The sequence below is a fragment of the Candidatus Neomarinimicrobiota bacterium genome, assembly GCA_018651745.1.
Classification (GTDB): domain Bacteria; phylum Fidelibacterota; class Marinisomatia; order Marinisomatales; family TCS55; genus JAAZYX01.
The window spans coordinates 20,649-43,252 of sequence record JABIDL010000011.1 but is presented as its reverse complement, the minus strand read 5'-3'; the positions used below and the strand labels follow the sequence as shown (position 1 = coordinate 43,252).

Genomic DNA, 22,604 nt, shown 5'->3' with positions numbered 1-22,604 from the left:
TTCAAGTGCAAACGAATAAAATTTCTGAATAGAGACATATTGTCATTTTTTGCCATAGTTCGTTATTTGTAATGGAAACAAATTCTGTCAACAGTTTATAAAAATTGGAGTTACCATTTGTCCTTTGGAACAGGGTGCTGTAAGTTTCTGGTGAAATAATCTTTAAGGAAAAATTATGACACAGAAAAATTCTGCTAAAGCCAAGCCCAATGTTTACTCGATGAGTGAGGTAAACATATTAATGAAAGATACTCCGAAGAAAATTCAATCGTATGTGAACGATTTGGAAGAACAAATTTCCCGGATGAGCCAAATTGGCTTTGCTCTTTCGAAGGAAAAGAATATGGATATTCTTTTGGAAATGATCTTGTTGGAAGCGAAGCGTATCGCAAATTCTGACGGTGGCACTCTGTATATGAGGACAAATGATAATCGGTTAGCATTCAAAATAATGAAGACGGATTCGCTTGATTTTCATATGGGTGGCACATCTGGTGTGGATATTCCCTTTTATCCAATTAAACTATATTTGGATGATGGAAAACCAAATAATAATATGATTGCAGCCTATGTTGGTCTTTCGGGTGAAACCGTAAATATCCCGGATGCGTATAAAGCGGAAGGTTTTGATTTTTCCGGCACACGTGCTTTTGATGAAAAAACCGGTTACAGATCCCAATCTTTTTTAACGGTTCCATTACGTGATCATGAAAATGAAATTATCGGCGTGCTCCAACTTTTAAACGCGCAAGATCGGAAAACCGGCGATGTCATTGCATTCACTGAAAAGGTACAGGATTTGGTAGAAGCATTATCTAGCCAAGCTGCGGTTGCTATTACGAATAAAAACTTAATTAAAGATTTGGAAGAACTATTTGATTCTTTCATTCAGGTGTTGGCCGCTGCCATTGATGCTAAATCAAAATATACAGGCGGGCATTGTCAGCGGATTCCCGTCTTGACTGAAACGATTGCTAATGCAATTAATGAATGTAAAACCGGCGCACTGGCAGATGTGTATTTTGATGAAGATGGCATGCGGGAATTATTGGTGGCTGCATGGCTTCATGATACGGGAAAAGTGGCCACACCGCCTCATATTGTGGATAAATCCACCAAACTAGAAACCATCTTAGATAGAATCCATTTGGTGAATACACGATTTGAGATTATCAGGAGAGATGAGGAAATTAAATTCCTTAAGAAACAGTTAAAATTAGAACAAGCAGGAAAAACAGATGAAATGAAAGAATTGAGAAAATTGTATCGTTCAAATCTTAAACAGATTGCCGATGATCAGGATTTCATCAATTCTGTAAACATCGGCGGTGAATATCTTTCGCCGGAGAAAGCGAAAAGAATCAAATCAATCGCCAAGCGAAAATGGAAAGATGGAAAAGAGAGAAAACCAATTATTTCTGATGACGAAGTGTACAATCTTTCCATATCCCGCGGAACTCTAACGGCAGAAGACAGGCAAATAATAAACGACCATACGATCCATACAATCAATATGCTGGAAAAACTACCATGGCCTAAAAAACTATCCAATGTTCCTGGCTGGGCCGCTGCACATCACGAAAAACTCGACGGCACAGGATATCCACAGGGATTGACTGCTGAGGATTTACCAATTCAGCCAAGAATTGTTGCTATTGCAGATGTGTTTGAAGCGTTGACTGCCAGTGATCGTCCCTATAAAAAGGGCAAAACTGTTTCTGAAAGTCTTCGGATTATGGGTTTTATGCGAAATGATTCTCATCTAGACCCTTTTCTTTACGATCTCTTTACCAAAGAACGAATTTGGGAATCGTATGCAAAAGAGTATCTTGCTGAACACCAACTTGATGTTGATTGAAAACATCCAAAGAGGTTATTCAATAACTTAAGGTAAAATGAGTTTCGAAATACCAATTGTCATAGGGATAATAATCCTCATGTTTATCCTGTTTGTAACCGAGGTGTTTGCCTTAGAAGTATCGGCATTGGCAATCCTATGCATATTAATTCTTTTTGATTTCCTGAGCCCTTCAGAAGCGGTGTCCGGGTTGGCCAACCCGGCAGTTATTACGATTGCTTGTCTTTTCATTTTAAGCCATGCTATTCAAAAAACCGGGGTACTCGAATACTTGGTTGCAAGAATAAATACCATCGCCAGCCGGTCATTTTCGTTGGGACTTTCCGCATACCTCTTTAGTATTGCTATCTTATCTGCTTTTGTAAACAATACTGCCATCGTGGCAATTTTCATGCCAATTACAATCAGAATGGCTCATCAATACAAAATCAGCCCTTCAAAAGTGTTAATTCCGCTAAGCTACGCTGCGATTATGGGTGGCACATTGACCTTAGTTGGCACTTCTACAAATCTTCTTGTGAATTCTATTCTCACTGCATCGGGGAACGAACCGTTAGGGATGTTTGAATTCACCAAATATGGTTCAATTCTTTTATTAGTCGGTTTAGGGTATATGATTGCAATTGGATATAAAATTTTACCATCTCGTACTGTAACATCTAGTTTGACTAAAAGTTATCATATGGGCGGATTTTTAACGGAAATGAAAATTGGTAAAGATTCACCTTTAGTTGGAAAAACAATTCTCGCTCGCGCCATTAACCAAAATTATGATGTGACTGTGATTGATATTTTACGCGAAGGATCTATGATAACATCCAATATCAGAAATACAATTTTATTGGATAACGATATTTTATTTGTACGCGGTTCAGTTGACAACTTTTTAAGAATGAAAGAGGTGGAAAAAGTTAATTTGCTAACCGACGAAAAATTGACACAGTTCGAACTTCAACAAGAAAACAATATTTTGGTGGAAGCTTTGCTAACAGAGAAATCTGACTTGATCGGACTCAATTTACTTGGATCAAATTTTAGACGCAGGTATGGTAGTTTTGTTTTGGCGATTAGGCGCGAAGGGTCCATTCTCCGGGAAAAAATCGCAAAGGTGATTTTACATGCTTTTGACACCCTCCTAGTTTATGGTCCTCGTGATAAAATTCAGGAATTGGCGGACTCGAACAATTTTATTGTTCTGGAGGAAATAGAAGCAACTATGAAAAAAAGCCGGTTCTGGTGGGCGAGTATTGTTACCGTTATCGGTGTTGTAACGGTTGCTGCTCTCGGAATTATGCCTATAATGATAGCGGCATTAATCGGATGGGTTGTTCTGTTACTTTTAAAAGTTATTACACCAAATGAATCTTACCAATCCGTTCAGTGGAATGTGATTATTTTAATAGCAGCTCTCATTCCACTTGGTATTGTAATTCAAACCAGTGGGACTGCAGATTGGATCAGCAATTCTCTATTTAACTTCTCGATGTCTTTTGAGGAAGCTTGGCAGCCGTACATTCTTTTATCTCTCATATATCTAATTACTGTCATTTTAACAGAAGTGTCATCCAATGCTGCAACAGCAATTATCATGAGCCCAATTGCATTGGCATTGGCGGCAAAGCTTGGATATGATCCTCGTCCATTCATTTTTGCAGTGTGTTTTGCTGCATCTGCTTCTTTTATTACACCCATTGGATACCAAACAAATTTGATGGTTTATGGCCCCGGAGGTTACAAGTATAAAGATTATCTAACTGTCGGACTTCCGCTTGCCATTGCACTTTGGCTTTTGGCATCTTTCCTGATTCCCATCTTATGGCCGTTTACAGTAATTGGATAAATACCTGAACCTAATCATTACTTTATTACAGGTGATTGGTGATCGTAAATTAACAGCTTATGTCCGAACTAAATGACCGCAATTCACGCCTCACACTTTTTCTAGATAATCCACAAAAAGCACTTTGGACATTGGCCATTCCCATTATGCTTGGTATGGGAATCCATACGCTCTATAACATTGTTGATATGATGTTTATTGGGAGATTAGGTGGAAATGCTATTGCAGGCGTTGCCTTTAATATGCCGGTATTTTTTCTAGTTCTCGGACTCACCATGGGATTGGGCTCCGGTGTAACCGCTTCTATTGCAAGATTTATTGGGAAAAATAATAAAAGGAATGCAGACAATAGCGCAGAACATGCTTTGGCAATGGCGGCTGTGATTGCTACAATTTTTACTATTTCAGGTTTACTTTTTGGACATAAAGTTTTAATCATCCTCGGTGCGGAAAATGAAATTTTATCTTTAGCGTGGGATTATCTTCATATCATAATTCTTGGATTACCTTTCATGATTTTTTCCGGATTTTTTAGATCTATTTTAGCCGGGGAAGGTGATATGAAATTTCCTATGCTGGTTGCAGGACTGGGAACAATATTGAATATCATTTTAGATCCAATTTTCATTTTTGATTTAAATAATTACGGTGGATTTGGTTTAGGTTTAGGCGTGAAAGGCGCTGCCATGGCAACGATCATTTCACAATGCGTTGTTTTTGTTATTTTTATTTTTATGCTTTTTGTTAAAAAACATGCTTATATCACATTTCGGTTAAAAGATTTTTCACCTTCAAAAGTGATTCTATGGGATATTGTAAAGGTGGGATTGCCTGCATCCATGTCCATGATAATAATGGCAGTTGGACAGGGAGTCTTTAATAAAATCCTCATCCATTATTCACCTCAAACAGTTGCAGCATATCAGGTCGCTGGGCGGTTGGACATGCTTATTTTATTGCCCATATTTGCTATCGCAGGCGGATTAACTACACTCGTTGGAATGTTTTATGGTGCGAGTAGAATTGACGCTTTAAATCAAATTGTAAAATATGGAATTTCACGGGTTTTTATTATTACCATCGTTTCATCCATATTTGTTTATTATTTTGCAGAAATATTTTCTTCCATGTTTACTAAAGATCAAGAAATTATTGATGTTGCTGTTGGCTATTTGAGATTAATGTGTCTCATGTATCCGTTTGTAGCTATTGCCATTTCTTCCGGACGAATCATGCAAGGGCTGGGGAAAGGAATTCCAGTTTTGGTCATTACCACTATTCGTGTACTGGTTGTGAGTGCGGCATTGGCAACCTATTTCAAGTTTGTATTAGATAAACCTGTCGTTTGGATCTGGTATGCAATGATGATTTCTACAGCTGTTGCATTTACAATTGCTGTGAGTTGGGTTAGAGTAGAATTGAATGCATTAAATCGTATTTATAAGGATATTCGATGAGTCGGTTAACTGATATCGAAATTCAGGAAAAACTATCTAGTTTATATGGCTGGGAATTCAAAGATAATGCCATCAAGAAAACATTCACATTTAAGTTCTACATGGAAAGCATAGACTTCATTAATCGGTTAGCAGAAAAGGCAGAAGAAACCAATCATCATCCGGATATGGTTGTAGGCTGGTGCAGGATTGACCTCGCATTTACATCGCATGATCAAGGTGGAGTAACTTCGGCGTGTTTTGGCATGGCAGAGATTGCCGAATTACTTAAGAAGGAATAGATGAACGACAAAAAAAGGGTTTCCGGTGAACCCTCTACATTTTGATATTTAAGTTTCGTTAACTGACTTTTCTAACGCCCGTCAGCATTGCTGCACAAACAATTGACTTTACAATATCGCCGACTAGAAAAGGATAGAAGCCTATCACCAAGGCTTCGTTAAATCCGAAATTGAATAAGGTAAGGAAAGCTGTCCCTGAAAAAAGAATGAAGGTTGTAGAACTAAAACAGGTTAGAAAACTAGGGATCGGTTTTAGCGTAAATCCCTTTTCTGCAAAGTAACCTGTTAAAAATGCAGCGGGAATAAACGCCCATAAATATCCAGCAGTCGGTCCTACTAAAACGTGAGCGCCGGCTTTAAATTCAGCGAAGACCGGAAGTCCGGATGCACCCTCAGCCAAATACGCCATCACCGCGAATGCACCGCGCTTAGATCCAAGCAAACCTCCAACCAAAATAACGCCAATTGTCTGCCCTGTTATGGGAACGGGACCAAACGGAACCGGAATGGAAATCTGCGCAAGTGCGGCAATGATAAGGGATCCCAACAACACAGCAATAATACGCGCTATTGGCGTGTCGAACGAAATGATCCCCGTTTGTTTCATTGGTATTGTAGTTATTTTCATAATCTTAATTTATTGAATTATTTTGTGATTGGCTTACAAATAAACTCAGAGATCACCCGGTAACCAACCTCTCTTAAATGGTCATTATTTAAGCAACAACATTTTCTTTGTAACTGTTTTATTCCCATAAGTTAAGGTGTAAAAATACAAACCCGAACTAACATTTCTTGCATTCCAAATAGATGACTGTAATCCTTTGGTTTTTCTATCATTTACTAAAATCTTAACTAACTGGCCATTCAAATTGTAAATCGAAATGTTTATGAATCCGGGTTCAAATACTTCATAAGAAATCGTCGTAGTAGGATTAAAAGGATTGGGATAATTCATTACATAATATTTTTGTGAAATTACTACAGCGTCATTTATGGCCAAATCATGTCCTAGTTTTAGCGCAACCGGACGATGATCCGAAAAATTTTCATCGTATGCATCGAATCCGCCTGCCATGTTTTCATCGATTGCTATCGTTTGTATAAGGGAACTGGTATTTCCAAAACCATCAAATAGTTCATTTGTGATAAAGATATGATCAATATGAGAAGGCCAACTTGGATAAGACCATCCCGAACTTGGACCATTTGCAATATCAATATCGGCAAAAAGATAATTCCCGTCATCATCAAGAATGGTTTGAAACACATTTTGTGCCGATGCATCCGTTAAAATATCGTTGAGATCACCTAATACAATAACATTTTCATCAGGCAAATTCACATCAATATAATCCTTTAGAAGATTACTAGCGTCAAACCGCCGTGTTTCTTCATCCCAGGAATCAGAGAGATCCATAGTACCATTACCGCAACATTTGAAATGATTATTAATAATATAATATTTCTGATCCTGATAATTCATATCCATCACCATAGGCGAGCGGGGAAATGGACGCCAATAGGGCTCTTCTGTATAAATTTCATACATGCTGTCAATTTCAATCACACTCGTTTTATAAACAAATGCCAAGCCGCCAAACCAACTTGACTGAAAATAGTATTCATAATCATCAATATCGTAAATCATTTGTTTAAACAAAGTTGTGTCTGTTATTTCCTGAAATGCATACAAATCAATATCTAAGGACTGTATTATTGCAGACACGGAATCAACAGTAGTTTGTCCATTTTTTGGGAACCATTCTATATTCCAGGTCATCACTTCAAAAGTATCATCCGTTCCAAATGACAGATCGCTTAAACTTTGAGACATTGACGTTGTAATAGCGATTAGGATAACAAATAAATAATTAAATTTCATTGCTGCTTCTTATGGGTTCGATTTGTGTGCGGCATGGCGAAACAGCCAAGCCGATCCCGCAAATAGCGCGACAAAGAATCCATTCAAGATCAAGATCTCGACCATGGAGATTTCAGGACCCTGATGCATCCCAGCGATCAAAGCAATTATGGTGACCAACGTTTGTGCGACGGCCATTGCGAACATCGTCCGTGACATTCCCCGTGGATTCAATCGCACGATAATGGTCCCGATGATTCCAACGGCGAGCACGCCGCCATACATCAGATTGGTGTCGTTATTTTCACTCCCGATGTTGCCAACGGCACCGTTAACCCAGAAGAGAATGAATGCGCCGGTGAGCGCAAGACCTACAGCTAATCTGTACACGGTATTGCCTACTTTAATCGTTGCCAACTTATACGTGAAACCCGTGCTGACTAATAGAATCCAGGCGATTGCGAAATCAGCAACGTCCCAGTTTACTTCGTCTGTAATCTGCATTGCCAACAGCGGCAGTAGCAATATGAATGCCGCAGAAAGCATTACTTGGGGTAGAAAATTAATCATTTAGTAGAAAGTAACTCCAATACCCATCTCGGCAACATCCGAAAAAGTGGGACAATAATGTTCCATTGCCAAGGAAGAGTATATCTACGTTTACCTTTGGCTATCGCGTTGGAAATTTTACAGGCGGCTGTATTGGAATCCATCAGGAAAAACATTTTGAATGAGTGATCTTCCGTCATTTCGGTGGCAATCCAGCCAGGGAAAACAACTGTAGTTGATATATTGTGGAGGCGAAGACTGTAATCCCAACTATCGCCCAAAACCCGCACAGCTGCTTTTGACCCGGAATATCCACCGTGGCCAACCATTCCGCGAGTGCCGGCTATTGAACTGATAATGCATATCCGCCCTGATTTCTGTTCTTTTAGCGTTGGGATGAAGGGAATGATTGTATTGGTAACGCCCAAGATATTCACGGATAAAATTTTGTTTATTGCAGATGCATCACCGGATGAAAGTTTATCGGATCCGCCCACGCCGGCATTTGCGATTACAATATCAACGCTACCGGCTTCATTTAGAAATCGATCGATCACTTGTTTGCAGGAATCTTGTTCGGAAACATCCAATTGTAAGACGATTGGCGTTCCGCCAAGATCCTTGATTTTTGTTCCTACTGCAATTAGCCGATCTTTTCTGCGGGCAGCAATGCCAACCGTGGCGCCCAGTTTTGCATAATAATAAGCAAGCGATTCACCAATTCCACTGCTGGCGCCGGTAATGAAAACTTTTTGTGAAGATGAATTCAAATTTTAATGAATATCTTTTGTCTATAAAGCCACAGCAAAATCAGCCACCACATTATCACATGGAAAAGGGCAAACAGGATAGAGCCGTTCAAATCACCTGCCAATGGCTGGAAAATGGTTTTGTATAAATAGGAATATCCTGAAATAGATTGTTCATCAAGACTAAACTTGACTTTAAGAATGGTTTTAGTCCAAAGACCTGAACCAACGAACAGAAAAATTGAATTGGTTCCATACACTACAAATGGCCAAAAGATTTTTTTTATTCCTTTTAGATCAATGCACCAAATAAGACCGGCAAGAATAATGGATGCAAGGCCGGCTGTGAATAAAACATAGGAACTGGTCCAAAGTGATTTATTTAACGGAAACGCCAGACTCCAAACAAGTCCGGCAACAATCTGAATTCCACCAGAAATGAACATTTTTTTTACATTTTCATTCATGTCAACAGCGGTATGAATCATGACACCTGCCATATATCCCATCAACAGGGTTGCGATTGCCGGAAGCGTACTAAACAATCCTTCCGGATCGAATGGAATTCTGGTTCCAGTCCATAAATGAGATTCACCCAAAATTGTTAAGTCAATCATTCTAACCATATTATTTTCAAGTGAAAATGGCGCAGGACCTCCGAATCCCCATAGAATAATCCAATATCCAACCAAGGTAGAAAAAATGACTCCCCACAGCTGCTTAAACGAGAATCGAAGGACAAGGAAAGCACCAATTCCATAGGCAATTCCGATACGTTGCAACACTCCCATTATCCGAAAATGAGACCAATCCCAATCCTGTCGTATGAAAGGAAACGCATTCAATAAAATTCCAAATGCAAAAATGGTAACGGCTCTCCAAAAAATCTTGACGTATACATCTTTACACCGGCAAAATTTTACCTTTCCCAAAGAAAAACGCATTGCGGTCCCCGCGATAAATAGGAAGAATGGAAAAACGAGATCAGTAAGTGTACAACCGTGCCATTTTGCATGACGAAACGGCGCATAAACGTGAGCCCATGTTCCAGGATTATTTACGAGGATCATGAGCGAAATGGTCATGCCGCGGAAGACATCTAAGGCGAGAATTCTTTGAGATGAATTCAAGAGTCTATTTTTCCTAATAAATTATTCCAGAGCCACCAGAAACCAATTCCTGAGATGAAGAATAAACTTATAGCATATCCTGTATTCCCAAACATCCAATTTCCGATAGCAAAATTCAATCCATAGATTAACCCAATGCCGGCGATCCAATTAAAGAAAAACCCTTGAGTTACTGGTTGCAGTGTGGCCCCTTTGGCATAAGACCCCCACCATCCACCCGGCTGAACTTTTTGGTAAAAAGTCGTTAATGTTTTTTCGGATTCAGGTTTGGTTATGAATGTGACAATAATCCAGACTATGACAGCCACCGGAACAATAATCATTAATTTATGATGAACTTGAATAGTTACGCCGAACAGAATGGGTGATTTATCAAAAAGTGTGTACTCCAATCCCGCAGAAATGGTTTGGTTCCAGGCAATAATTTCTAGGACAATGGTTATAATTATGGAGGTAAGAAGAGCAGAAATTTCCGTCCAGGCATTAATGCGCCACCAAAACCATCTTAAAATGAGTACAAGACCAATTCCAGCACCCATAGAAAAAATGAACTCCCAAGCCTTGCTAATACTTTGCATGTTGATAGCAACAAATGCTGAGCAAATCATAAGTATTACAGTAATAATTCTGCTCACCAAAACATAATGCTGCTGATTGGCATCTTTTTTGATAAATCGTTTATAAATATCATGTACCAAATAAGAAGCTCCCCAATTCAGGTGAGTATCAATTGTTGACATAAATGCCGCAAGAAATGAAACAACCAAAAGACCTTTGAGTCCGGCGCCCAAAAATTCATTCATAATGAGAGGATAACCTGCCTTCGTTCCCAATTCAGAATAAGATTCCGGGATAATCGGAAAAACAACCATACTAACCAGCGCAACGGCAATCCAAGGCCAAACGCGGAGTGCATAATGAGCGATATTGAACCAGAGGGTTGCTGCCAAAGCGTGTTTTTCATTTTTTGCAGACGACATCCGCTGAATGATATATCCACCACCATCTGTTCCGTGATGCGACCACCACATTATGGTGATGAAAATGAGAAATTTTGAGAAAGGAGATTCCCAAAAGGTAAGAGAGGAAATATCAGCATTCGGAATAGGAGGAATAAATTTTAATGTATTCTCATGAACAACTCCCGAACTTGTTAATGCTTGCAGTTTTTCTAAAAGTAAATCCATTCCTCCAACTGCATTTACGGCGATGATTGCAAGGATAATTGAACCTGCCATTGCTATGACGAATTGGACTAAATCCGTCATCACCACGCCCCAAAAACCGGAGAGCAATGCGTAAATCAAAGCAATGATAACACACGCCCAAACTGCTGTCCATCTGTCAATATTTAGCATAACCGCAGTGACGGAAGCCATGGCGTTAATCACCCAGCCCATTACAATGAAATTGTAAAGAATGCTAAAATACCCTGCTTTGAATGCCCGTAAAATAGCTGCCGGTTTTCCGCTATAACGAACTTCCAACAATTCGTTGTCTGTTAAGACTTCAGCTCTGCGCCAAAGGCGCGAAAATAGTAGCGCACCTAATAATCCTGAAAGTAAGAGATTCCACCAAAACCAATTTTGCCAAATACCTTGTCCGCGGACAAATTCGGTAATTGCTAAGGGAGTATCAGCGGCAAATGTGGTTGCCACCATGGACGTTCCGACAATCCACCATGGGAGAGACCTTCCGGATAGAAAATATTCTTCTGTGCTTTTCCCCGCTCGCCTTGAGAAATATACGCCGACTCCAAGGGAAAAAAGAATGTATCCGCAAATGATGATCCAATCTATTGTGTGTAATGCCATAATAATTTTAGAGTGTTTTCAACTTGGCTCTTGGAAAATAATGTTTCAAAATTTCATCAGAAGATTTTCCCGAAAGAGTCATCCCTAGCGCGCCGATCTGGCACATCCCTGCGCCGTGCCCCCAACCTTTTCCTTTTAATGAAAATGAACCGGGAACCCCATTTGAAATTCGATTTGGTTTCATTTTGAAAGCAGAGCTGTAAAGAAATGTTGGGGATAGAGTTTGACGGATTTCATATTCAGTTTCAAGGATGTGGTGCTGTTGCTTGTTGTTAGAATCTAAGCATACAAGACTGCAAGAAAGAATTCTTCCTGATGGTCCTCGGCGTTCTTTTTCCAAGCCAATGACAGCAGAAATATTCAACCTGTATAATTCATTCACTTGCGCAATTAGTTCTTCCTGTGAGATTTCATAATCCCATTTGAAATAGGAATGATTTTCATCCACATTTCCGAGGTATCTCTGTAATTTGAATTCCGGAATAAAGTCCGGACCGCAATAAGATGGTGAACCATCTACAACAGATTCAAGATATTCCAAAATGGGTTCATTGGGCCAAACATTGCTCCCAATTTCTGAAATTCCTCCACATGATTTGGAATATCGAGCATCACAAATACTGTCTCCAACAGTAAGTATTTTTCCAGCCGATTTATGAGATGCCGATTTTGCATGTTCAGACAGTCCCGCTATTCCCTGATACCGCTGACAGCAGTCATCATTACACACATCAATCGTAAGTTTTGGATGTTTCTTCCCTCGGTTCGCCAGCACCCAAGAACGTGCTGTTATCATTTGTGCTTCCAAAAAGGAAGAAGGGCATTTAGCATTCATTTCAGACACTGCGACACAGGCAAGATATTGTTCCAAAGAAATAATATTAATGACAATGAGTGAATCGCCCGATTTCCTGATTTCTATATTCCCCGGAAGTGTAACATTTATTAATTTTTTCCAATGGAACCCACGTCCAGCGGGGACATGATGTACAGTAATGCCATGCTCCTCAAAATCAGAGGATGTTTTTTTTATTGTAAAATTCCCGTCCTTTATTGAAGACACGAATGAACCGGGAGTCTCACTAAAAAGGAAATGTTTATTTTCTGATTCGATTATGTAGCAATTAGGATCAGAAAATGATAATTCAATTTCTTTTTGTTTATCAATTGGGAGAATGATGCCGATTCGAAACAATGTTTCAGATTGTGGAAAATTATTTGAGGAACTGTTCATTTTACCTCAGTGAACTTTTTGGCCAATTGACTAGGTTTGAGCGGCATCTATCCCGGCACCGATAATTGGCGCTTTCCTAAGTGTTGAAATTTTAACCAGCTCGGGATTTATTTGAAGGTTGTCTAAATAAACTGCTTTTGCATCTGTGTGAAGCCGATCGGATTTTTTGATCAGGTTTCTCAATTGATGAATCAATGGTTCCCATAAAATACCGTACCCTTTGGAAGATTCAAGCAAAGCCCCCAAGCGCTGGCCGATAATAATGCGATCCAAAATTATCCCTAAATATGGATGTTTAGATGATGGCGTCCCTCGATTCGGATCAACGAAACCATAACGACCTTCCCACCCGGAATAAATGGTTTCTATGCGTTCGAATAACAAATCCGCCAAATTGAAGCTGACATCGGCAAACGTTTTCAAGGCTGGCTCTTCCTTTTGAATAGCACGCTTCAAAATAACGTCAGCATTAATGCCATCGGCATTGAGCGATTCAATTGAAATGCCGGAATAGGTACTGTAAATGGATTGAATCCCGCCGGTAGATGCAAACTGTTCCATTTCAATTTGGTCTTGGTTCATCATTTCCCACGATTTAAGAAGCCATGCTTTTGTGTCGTCGAACGGCACCAGTTTGCCCTTAAGTTTTAATGCATCCGCAGTGCCTGTTCCCCCGCCAAGATAGTATCCATTGGTAACAGCTTTGAATAAACCATCCGCGGCAAACTCTTCGCCCAAACCGCAGTAATCAGCATCACTGCCCAAATGGTGAATGGGCTTTGCTAATTGTAGTCCTTTTTGAGAAAGTATTTGTTCTAAATTGTCGCAAAAATGGGGCATTCTGGGACCATTGGCCATGGCAGCGATCCCACGAACGTCCACTGTTTTCAACCCGGGCATTCCGATACCGATAATAATTTGTTCCCCAATGTTAATTTCTGAAATTGTTTCAACGAATGTACCGATAATCGCCTTTTCTTGAATCTGTTCCGCATCGGTTAATATTATGCCGGAATACATTTCTTTGAGTTGGGAATCAATATTCACCGGTGTAAAACCGGGATCGAAACCCGGAAAATCAGAATATATTTTTTGTGATTGATCTCGTCCCAGCGTAAAACCGGCGGAAGATTGTTTAATCCGCGAGGCGCTGACTTTTGTGGCCCCTCCGTCAATTCCGATAATTGCTGGATTGTTCATCATGTTGATTGATTCAGGGTTTGCCGCCTGTGTATGGCTTTTAAACGCATATAATCTTTTGCATTATCGTTCCGATTAACGGTTATTTCATCAATCGAATGATCCGTTCCTCCGGGGTGACGGACCACATCATAAATGGCGTCATAAATTCGACCCATTTTATATTTTTCGCTAATGCGCATGACCAATTCATAATCTTCGGCATAATTACGACTGTACGGATCATCGTTCATTCCGAAATATCCCACATCTTTTATGACTTGAATGGACATACATCTTGGCGCACCGGCACCACCAATACGAAGTAAATTATTCCGCCCGTTGTCATCTGTCCATTCGTCATGTGTCACCGTGGGGATGTCTTCTTTACGTTTCAGAGTACCATCTTTTTGTAATTCCCAAACATCGTAACTGCCAATCACTAAACCAATTTTCGGGTCGGAGTCGAAAATTTTCAATAATTTTTCCACAGCTTTGGGTTTCAATCGATCGTCCGAATCCAATTGAACATAGAATTCTCCGCGCGCTACCTTCACGCCTGAATTAAGGCAATACCCGATATTGTTAATATCCAATACAAGCAATCGAACTTGTGGAAAGTCCTCATTATATTTATCACCGTCAGACATATATCGTTTTACTTCCGGAATAGTGGTATCGCTTTCTCCACCGTTCACCACGACAATTATTTCAATATTCTGTACAGTTTGCTGAAAACAGCTTTCTAATGCTGACCCAATGAATTCCGGGCGTTCATTGACAGGAATAATGATGGTTGCTTTCAATGATGGATCATGCTTTGGTTTGGGTCTTGGTTCATAAAAGTCATTAGGAGAAAGATAAGCGTCAATACGCTTTAAATGATTTGTGCAAATTTTTTCTGATTCCAATTGGCTATCTTTGCTTTCCATAAGATAATCAAACACATTTGCCGATTTTTTTTGTGCTTTAACTGTGTAAAGACTTCCGCTGTAACGGTTGGCAATACGTATCAAATCCCCATGTTCTGATAATTTTACACGTAAATCATACATTGTTTGATGTTTTAGCGATTCATCAAATCCACCACATTGTTGAAAAGCTGATTTTCGGACACAAAACACTAGTCCGTAATCTTGATTATCCCTGATGCGCCCTTCGTGGTGATGAAGCAAGTGAATTTCTTGAATTTCACCATTATTGTCTAAATCATAATCGGAATAAATCATAGCAGCATTTGGATTACGTATCATGGTTAGGTTGCAAATATCAATAGTTGACGTATTCAAATAGACCGGTGCGCTTAGGTTATTAATCAGTAAAAAGAATGGTTCATCAGATTGGTTAATTGCTTGATTCAAAACAGCTGCAGCATTTGTGTTTTGAATTGATAAAAATTGAATAGAAGAATCAACGCCGTCAAAGGGCTCTCCCACAGCGAATATCTGATTAGGTTCTGTTGATTGGTTAAGAACAGAATTGACCGTATCCCGGACATCTGAAATGGATTGAGTCTTTGGGCTAGGTATCGTGAAGAAAATATTCATAGTTAATAATTTAATGATTTTATTAGAGTTCTAAAACTAATGCAAATTATTTCATAGTTCATGTAACTTTTTTCATCATGAAAGTAAATAAACAATCATTTACCATTATTGGTGCTATTATTTGTATTCGGTTGCTATTCGGAGCAGTTCAAAATACCGTATCCATTTACAGCGAGTCCATGGACAAAGACCTTCCATGTTTAATTATCCTCCCGGATGAATATAAAGATTCTGCTCTCCGATTTCCTGTTGTGTTTTTGCTTCATGGTTATAGCGGTAATTATAATAATTGGTCAGAACACACCGATCTAGGGAACTATGCTGACAGGCATAAAATGATCCTTATTTGCCCTGAAGGTGGTTATAATAGCTGGTATTTGGATAGTCCAATGGATGCCAACAGCCAATACAGGACCTTTGTCGGGAAGGAGCTGGTTCAATATATTGATCTAAACTACCGAACGATTCCCAGGCGGGAACACCGGGCGATTACTGGATTGAGTATGGGCGGACATGGTGCTTTATATCTTGCCTTGGAGTTCTCGAATAATTTTGGATCTGCAGGGAGTATGAGCGGTGTGGTTGATTTAAAATTCACTACAAAGAAAAATGAATTGGGTGAGAAAATCGGGTCTTTTGATAATTTCCCGGATCGATGGGTACAGTATTCAATCAACTCTAATGTGATAAAATTCAAAGAAACAAAAACTCAGTTAATCATTGATTGTGGTGTTGATGATGCGTTTATTGAAAGTAACCGATTGTTACATAAACAATTGTTGAAATTAAATATTCCACATAATTATTCTGAAAAACCGGGTGGCCATTCTTGGGATTACTGGGTGAATATTTTGGATGACCATTTGATATTTTTTAATCAGGTTTTTATGGATCATTAGCTTTTTTCAATTTTTTTAAACCATGGTCTAAATCTACACTTCTTTGGTAAGCATAAAATCTGTGGATAAGATTCAGACCAAAGAAATCATCAAGATAGAAGAATTGTTATTTTAAATTCAACCCTTCATGAAAAAAACAAATTCATTCATTCTTAACGTTGTTCTCATTTTCATCCTGTCAGGTTGTACCGGTCCGGGAGGTATTATGTACCGAGGAACATGGGCAGAGCAAACAATAAAGAAACTCACTTTACGCGAAAAAATCGGTCAAATGATGCTTGTTCGAATGAATATGAAATTTATGAATAATGAAAATTCGAAGTGGAAAGAATTGAAATCAATTATAGGAACGGATGGTGTTGGTGGTATTCATATTTGGTATGGAGATGCCGGTTCGTCTTTAACTATTCTGAATGAAATCCAAAAATTGTCGAAAATCCCTATTTTGGTAGATGCCGACATTGAATATGGGTTAAACCAAAGATTTAAAGCCGGAACTGATTTGCCACCGCTAATGGCTATTGCGGCTACAGGCAATCCAAAATTTGCGTACGAAGTCGCCAGAATATCTGCGACTGAGGCTCGCGCTGTAGGGATTCATTGGAATTTCTCTCCGGTAATAGATGTAAATAATAATCCTGCAAATCCGATTATCAATACGCGATCTTTTGGCGAAACGCCTGAAATCGTTAACAGGTTCTCGGAGGAATACATTCGCGGTTTGCAGGATTTCGGCATGTTGGCAACTGCCAAACATTTCCCGGGGCACGGAGATACCGAAACGGATTCACATTCAAATTTAGCTCAAATTCCGAGTGACTCTGCACGAATTTGGTCTATGGAAATTGAACCTTTCCGCCATGCAATTTCCAAAGGTGTCGATGCAGTCATGGTTGCGCATGTTACCTCGCCGGATTATCAACCCAATGCTGAATTGCCGGCAACTCTTTCCAAATATTGGGTTACAGATGTATTAAAAGGCGAATTAGGATTTGATGGTGTTGTGGTAACAGATGCGATGAGCATGGGCGGTATTACAAAAAATTATTCGGATGATTTTGCACTAATTAAAACTATCAATGCCGGATGCGATTTTATCATTCAGGCGCAAAGTGTAAAAAATGCTATTGATGTTGTAGAAGCAGCCGTTCTTAATGGAACAATTATGGAATCGCGAATAACTAAATCCGCACTCAAAATGCTTACTATGAAAGAAAAAATTGGGTTGAATCGAAACCGCTTAATTAATCTGGAATATGTCCAACGAACTCTTGGGTTAGCATCCAATAAAAAAACCGCATCGTTGATCGCCGAGAAATCATTGACTTTGGTAAAAAATGAAGGTGGCGTTCTTCCGTTGGATGTTACGTCTGATGAAAATTGGATAGTTATCGATTTATATGATTCGCCAAATAATCATTCAAAAAGTTTAATGACCCAGCTTCTATTGAAATCTGGAAAAAAAATCATCCCATTTCAAATAGATGAATCCGATAGTTCGGATTATCACGCATCTGTTTTGAATCAGATCGAACCAAATACAACTATTGTTGTAAATGTTTTTGCCAGTCCAAAAGCATGGAAGGACAGAATTGGACTTCCGGTCCATGAAGCTGATTTCGTGAAAAGTCTTGCCAAAAAAACAGATAAGCTGGTAATAATCAGCTTTGGAAATCCTTATCTCATCCAAGATTTTCAGGATCTACCTGTTTATGTATGTGCTTACAAAGGAAATTCCATCTTGCAAAAAGCTGCTGCCAAAGCAATTTTGGGACGAATCGCTTTTACCGGCACTTTGCCGATCTCGATTCCGGAAGTAGCAGAATTGGGTTTTGGTATTCAAACAGAAGTGTTGAAACAAAAACCCGTGGGTAGTTCTGGTAAACCTGGGAAATTACTGAAGCGTTCGATGCCATATGAAATAAATGCAGATGTTTCGGACCTGCAAATTTTGATGAATGCAGCAGTCGCAGATTCAGCTTGGCCGGGTGCTGTTATGTTGGCAGCAAAAAATGGAACTATTTTTTTTCACGAAGGGTTTGGGTTTCATACATACGATAAGAAAAAACGAGTCCAACCATCGGATATTTTTGATTTGGCTTCATTGACAAAAGTTGTAGGTACTACCATGGCTATCATGCATTTATTTGATAATGGAAAAATTCAATTGATTGATGCCGTAATGAAATATGAATCCAATTTTAAAGGGGATAAAAAATCAGAAATCACAATTAGGCACTTATTATCTCATACTTCAGGTTTACCGCCTTTCGAACTTTTTTATAAAACAGATGCAAATTGGGACGATGTGTTGAAAACAGAATTAATTTTTAACCCCGGAACGGACTATAAATATTCTGATATTGGATTTATGATTTTAGGAAATATTGTAGAAAAAGTATCAGGAAAATCTTTGGATATATATTTAAAAGAAGAAGTGTTTGACCCCATTGGATTATCAGAAACGGGTTTTAATCTTCCTGAAATCAAAATGCACCGAACTCTTCCAACGGAATTAGATGCAAACGGAAATCCATTGCATGGTGTTGTGCATGATGAAAATGCTCGCTATTTTGGTGGAGTGAGTGGACATGCTGGAATATTCTCGACTGCTCGTGAATTAGCGATTTTATCACAAACACTTCTGAATGGTGGACTATTTGGCTGGAAAAGAGTTTTTAAAGAAGAAACAATCAAAAATTTTACAAAGAAAGCAGATATTTTTCCGGGAAGTTCCAGATGTTTGGGTTGGGACAGCCCTTCGGATTCATCCAGCGGAGGCGTATTCTTAAGCGACTCAAGTTTTGGTCACACCGGATTCACGGGAACGTCACTGTGGATTGATCCGGAAAATAAAATGATTGTCGTTCTGCTTACAAATGCTGTACATCCTCATCGCTCTTGGAAAAAACCGAAGTATTATGAATGGCAGCAAAGAATTAATTCCGCTGCTTACGAGGCAGTAGGTTTGAACAAACTAAATCCAAATTTGCTAAAGAGGAAAAGATGGGAATGATAAGGAAGAAAGAAAACGGAAGAATTAAAAAGTCAATTTTTCTACTTTTGTTCCTAATGGTAGTGTTTGCCTGTTCTAATAATTATGATTGGGTGAATTCACTTCCAAAACCATGGACATTATCAAACAAAGAAGTATCAAAGATTTTACCTGAGTTTTATAAGCGATTCCCGGATTTTTATGATCGTCTTAAAGCCTTTGCAATATGGCGAGTTGGGACACCTTATGATATTTTTAAACTAGGCGAGGAAGCAGAACCCGATTTGGATCCCATCATACGGTTGGATGTTTCAGATTGTACAGTTCATGTACTCACGAGTCTTGCTTTCACACAAAGTAAATCTTGGAATGAAGCTCGTCGGAAAATGATTGCTATCCATTACAAGGACGGTACTCCAACTTATAAAACGCGTTGGCATTATACGTCGGACAGAATTTCATTCCACCCGTCAACGGTTGATATTACTACCGAACTATTGAGTCAAGGCGAACTTGAAATAATAGATATTGTATTGAATCAAAAATTGGATGGAAGTGAATTTCTTGACTTAGATTGGAAAAAGGAATCAACGTTGCTCTATATCCCCAATAATAATATCAATAAAAAGCTGTTATCAAAACTACCAGATGTATGTGGAATAGCTTTTGTGAAAAAAGACTATTTCAAGTCAGGGATTGTCATTGCTCACGAAGGAATTTTAATTAATAATAAGAATCTAAACCATGCGTCTTCAGAATATGGTCAAACAGTAAATGTCGATTTTATGGATTATTATTTTCGGGAGTCAGGCCCATTATTTGATGGTCTATTCATCTATAGGTTTGAGCCATTAGGTAAGAATAACTAGTTTAAATTCAGAGTAGGCCTTTCAATAGATTCCTCTAATTTCCGTGCTGAGGCTAGAAATTCTTCCACGTTCATTTCTTTTAAGTAAATAGCGCCATGCACTGCTCTAAGCTGAGGATTATTATTTTGATACCAATAATCCCGTCCCAGTAAAAGTTGTAAATCTTGATGTTGTTCAACCCAGATTTTTTGAGTCAGATCGCAAAACGGACCATTTAATTCATAACTTGGGAAAGATGCATTTTTTTGACTAAGATAACAATTCATAAACGTTGAATTTAAAATGGCTAATGAATTCAAAGTGACAGGTACTATTAAATCTGCTTCATCCAAAGAGAATCGGTACCATACATTTCGATATCCCCAAATTCGCAATTGGGAAAGATCTTTCTCATTTTTCCATTGACGAACTGCGTCTGCAATTGACTGAAGGACTTTGTAATGAGTATCCGGCCCACTGCCTTCGGGATCAAATGCTAAAGATATTACGGTTGGATTTATTTCCTTTAGTTGATCCAAAATTGGTACTACATCTCGAGACTGTTCCGGCGATTCGGTAAAAATTTCACCAGTGTAAAATCCTAATCTTAAATGATGAATATCCTGTACCCTAACACCATAATTTGCCCAAACTAGTTCTTCTTCATATTCTCTAACCATCCCTTTCAATTTTTGGATTTCTAGAGAATTATTTTCACCATCATAGCATTTACTTAGTTCATTTATGATTAATAATATTTGGTTCTTTAATTCAATTTTATTTTTGATTTTATAAATTTTTACGACACAACGGATCACCCTATGAACCATTCCTCGTATTTGTCCTTTCGGTCTATTCTGAGCTATTTTATCAAGATAATGGAAAACATCCTTGTCCCATTTACGTTTAAAACCATCAGAGAAAAAATCTGCAAATTCTACCATTTGTATTTTTCCAATTGATAATAATTGGATTGCATTTTTTAAAATTTCGGTAATGAAGCCATTTGTTACGGAAGTAAACCCGGAAGTCATATTGGCGAAATGATGTGAATTGGTGGATGACCGCATGAGATGAATGATGTGTGGCATCATCCCTAGCATAATATCATCATGATGTGGACCCGTATGATAAAAGACTTGATTTTCTTCGTCCTTTATCCCTTTTTGAATTTTGGCATCAATGTTTGCAATAATTTCTTCCACAGATGTTTTATTTAGATTTGGAATATGTTTGCAAATTGGATCATTTTTAAGATCGGTAACAGTTAATTTTTTTCCAAATGTATTCGACGAGTGCGCCAATTGAAGCAAGGCACGTTGTTTTTTTGATTCGCTCCACTCTGCATTTTTCCAGTATATATTTTCTACATCCTTTAAATGTTTTCCCGCACCTTTGGTTAAATAAAATCTGCTATTTTTTAAGGTTTGCAAAACGCTTGCCGGATAAATTACATCGGGAGCATTTTCGAGGGATTTCTTTACAATTGTAGCCTTTGCTTCCCCGGCTGCTGTAATAATTGCAACAGCATTTTTATTTGTCGTAATTGTTCCGAGGCCGATGGTAATAACCAACCTATTTTTACTGATTTCAATTCCACCCAAGTCTGTGGCTGCAGCAGCTTGAGTTTCAAAATTGGTTTCCATAAGCCGAGTGGTAGAATTATGATCTGACCCTCTGACATTAAAAGCGATATGACCATCCGGACCAATTCCTCCGAGGAAGAATCCAATTCCGCCGAGATTATTAATTTTGTTTTCATACTCTGAACACCATTGGTCAATTAAAAAAATGGAACGTTGCTGTTCTTTTTCTGTATTGGATTTAGGGTCTTTATACCGTAACGAAAGATCCACCAACCCATCCGGAAAAACCTCAGACCAAGGTTTGTTCTTAAAAAGTGAAATTTGGTCACAATTAATTAACACAGCTTTTTCCTCCGGTATTCCCATACCATTTAGATAATATTTTTTTATATAATGGTTGAAACTATTATGCTGTTTTGGATTTATTGGATAAAACTCATCAATTTGAACGAAGGTTAGACAAGATAGATCAGGTTTTTCTTTCAGATTTAATCCATAATTATTTCTCATTGAAGTCAATTTTTTATCATTCCAGTTTGTTAATAAATGATGTGTCCACTTTATAAAATATTCCGGCGTTTTTCCGGTGGGAAGACTGATGATGCCCTTAGGATTTTCTGAAACCCATTCTAAAAATCGCAGAGCAGTCAGTAAGCCAAGTTCCGGAAAACTATCTACCAAAATATAAGGAATCTTAGTAGCTTGAGATTTGAATCCTTGTTTTTTGGAAAATGCTGCTTCTGTTAAGGATAGGGGTATATTATGCACGATTTT

At 38.6% G+C, this 22,604-nt stretch carries 17 protein-coding genes; 7 read left to right on the top strand and 10 right to left on the bottom strand.

The window, feature by feature from the left end; translation table 11 throughout:
- Positions 1-241: 241 nt before the first annotated feature.
- From HOD97_01890 to HOD97_01875, 4 genes are read left to right on the top strand one after another with little or no spacing between them, the layout of a single operon-like run.
- Complete coding sequence (locus tag HOD97_01890; protein MBT4280362.1) at positions 242-1,858, top strand: GAF domain-containing protein; 1,617 nt, start codon at positions 242-244, stop codon at positions 1,856-1,858.
- A gap of 37 nt (positions 1,859-1,895) precedes the next feature.
- Positions 1,896-3,698, top strand: a complete 1,803-nt coding sequence (locus tag HOD97_01885) for an SLC13 family permease (GenBank protein ID MBT4280361.1) — start codon at positions 1,896-1,898, stop codon at positions 3,696-3,698.
- A 59-nt stretch (positions 3,699-3,757) separates the two neighbouring features.
- Positions 3,758-5,155, top strand: coding sequence for an MATE family efflux transporter (locus tag HOD97_01880; protein MBT4280360.1), 1,398 nt, complete (start codon positions 3,758-3,760; stop codon positions 5,153-5,155).
- Positions 5,152-5,436, top strand: a complete 285-nt coding sequence (locus tag HOD97_01875; GenBank protein MBT4280359.1) for a 4a-hydroxytetrahydrobiopterin dehydratase — start codon at positions 5,152-5,154, stop codon at positions 5,434-5,436. The genes HOD97_01880 and HOD97_01875 overlap by 4 nt, the downstream gene beginning before the upstream one ends.
- Positions 5,437-5,494: 58 nt before the next feature.
- Here HOD97_01875 and HOD97_01870 read toward each other — a convergent pair whose 3' ends face one another.
- From HOD97_01870 to HOD97_01830, 9 genes are all read right to left on the bottom strand, one after another.
- Positions 5,495-6,064 carry a biotin transporter BioY gene (locus tag HOD97_01870; GenBank protein ID MBT4280358.1) on the bottom strand — a complete coding sequence of 190 codons (570 nt, stop codon included), beginning with the start codon at positions 6,062-6,064 and terminating at the stop codon, positions 5,495-5,497.
- A gap of 84 nt (positions 6,065-6,148) precedes the next feature.
- Positions 6,149-7,321 carry a T9SS type A sorting domain-containing protein gene (locus HOD97_01865; protein MBT4280357.1) on the bottom strand — a complete coding sequence of 391 codons (1,173 nt, stop codon included), beginning with the start codon at positions 7,319-7,321 and terminating at the stop codon, positions 6,149-6,151.
- Between the two features lie 9 nt (positions 7,322-7,330).
- Positions 7,331-7,846, bottom strand: a complete 516-nt coding sequence (locus HOD97_01860) for a hypothetical protein (protein MBT4280356.1) — start codon at positions 7,844-7,846, stop codon at positions 7,331-7,333.
- Between the two features lie 20 nt (positions 7,847-7,866).
- Complete coding sequence (locus tag HOD97_01855) at positions 7,867-8,619, bottom strand: SDR family NAD(P)-dependent oxidoreductase (protein ID MBT4280355.1); 753 nt, start codon at positions 8,617-8,619, stop codon at positions 7,867-7,869.
- Entirely contained in the window at positions 8,616-9,728 is a 1,113-nt protein-coding gene (locus HOD97_01850) for a DUF5009 domain-containing protein (GenBank protein MBT4280354.1), read from the bottom strand. Before HOD97_01850 ends, HOD97_01855 begins: the two co-directional genes overlap by 4 nt.
- Complete coding sequence (locus tag HOD97_01845; protein MBT4280353.1) at positions 9,725-11,542, bottom strand: Na+:solute symporter; 1,818 nt, start codon at positions 11,540-11,542, stop codon at positions 9,725-9,727. Before HOD97_01845 ends, HOD97_01850 begins: the two co-directional genes overlap by 4 nt.
- Positions 11,543-11,549: 7 nt before the next feature.
- Positions 11,550-12,776 carry a SpoIID/LytB domain-containing protein gene (locus HOD97_01840; GenBank protein ID MBT4280352.1) on the bottom strand — a complete coding sequence of 409 codons (1,227 nt, stop codon included), beginning with the start codon at positions 12,774-12,776 and terminating at the stop codon, positions 11,550-11,552.
- A gap of 30 nt (positions 12,777-12,806) precedes the next feature.
- Positions 12,807-13,979, bottom strand: a complete 1,173-nt coding sequence (locus tag HOD97_01835) for a hypothetical protein (GenBank protein ID MBT4280351.1) — start codon at positions 13,977-13,979, stop codon at positions 12,807-12,809.
- A complete protein-coding gene (locus HOD97_01830) occupies positions 13,976-15,502 on the bottom strand; it encodes a glycosyltransferase (protein ID MBT4280350.1) in 1,527 nt (508 codons plus the stop codon). Before HOD97_01830 ends, HOD97_01835 begins: the two co-directional genes overlap by 4 nt.
- 77 nt (positions 15,503-15,579) lie before the next feature.
- Between HOD97_01830 and HOD97_01825 the strand changes: the two genes are divergently transcribed.
- From HOD97_01825 to HOD97_01815, 3 genes are all read left to right on the top strand, one after another.
- Positions 15,580-16,401, top strand: a complete 822-nt coding sequence (locus HOD97_01825; GenBank protein ID MBT4280349.1) for an esterase family protein — start codon at positions 15,580-15,582, stop codon at positions 16,399-16,401.
- A 127-nt stretch (positions 16,402-16,528) separates the two neighbouring features.
- Positions 16,529-19,417, top strand: coding sequence for a serine hydrolase (locus tag HOD97_01820; GenBank protein MBT4280348.1), 2,889 nt, complete (start codon positions 16,529-16,531; stop codon positions 19,415-19,417).
- A complete protein-coding gene (locus tag HOD97_01815; protein MBT4280347.1) occupies positions 19,414-20,265 on the top strand; it encodes a DUF1460 domain-containing protein in 852 nt (283 codons plus the stop codon). Before HOD97_01820 ends, HOD97_01815 begins: the two co-directional genes overlap by 4 nt.
- Here HOD97_01815 and HOD97_01810 read toward each other — a convergent pair.
- Positions 20,262-22,601 carry a glucosamine-6-phosphate isomerase gene (locus tag HOD97_01810; protein MBT4280346.1) on the bottom strand — a complete coding sequence of 780 codons (2,340 nt, stop codon included), beginning with the start codon at positions 22,599-22,601 and terminating at the stop codon, positions 20,262-20,264. The genes HOD97_01815 and HOD97_01810 overlap by 4 nt on opposite strands.
- Positions 22,602-22,604: the final 3 nt, after the last annotated feature.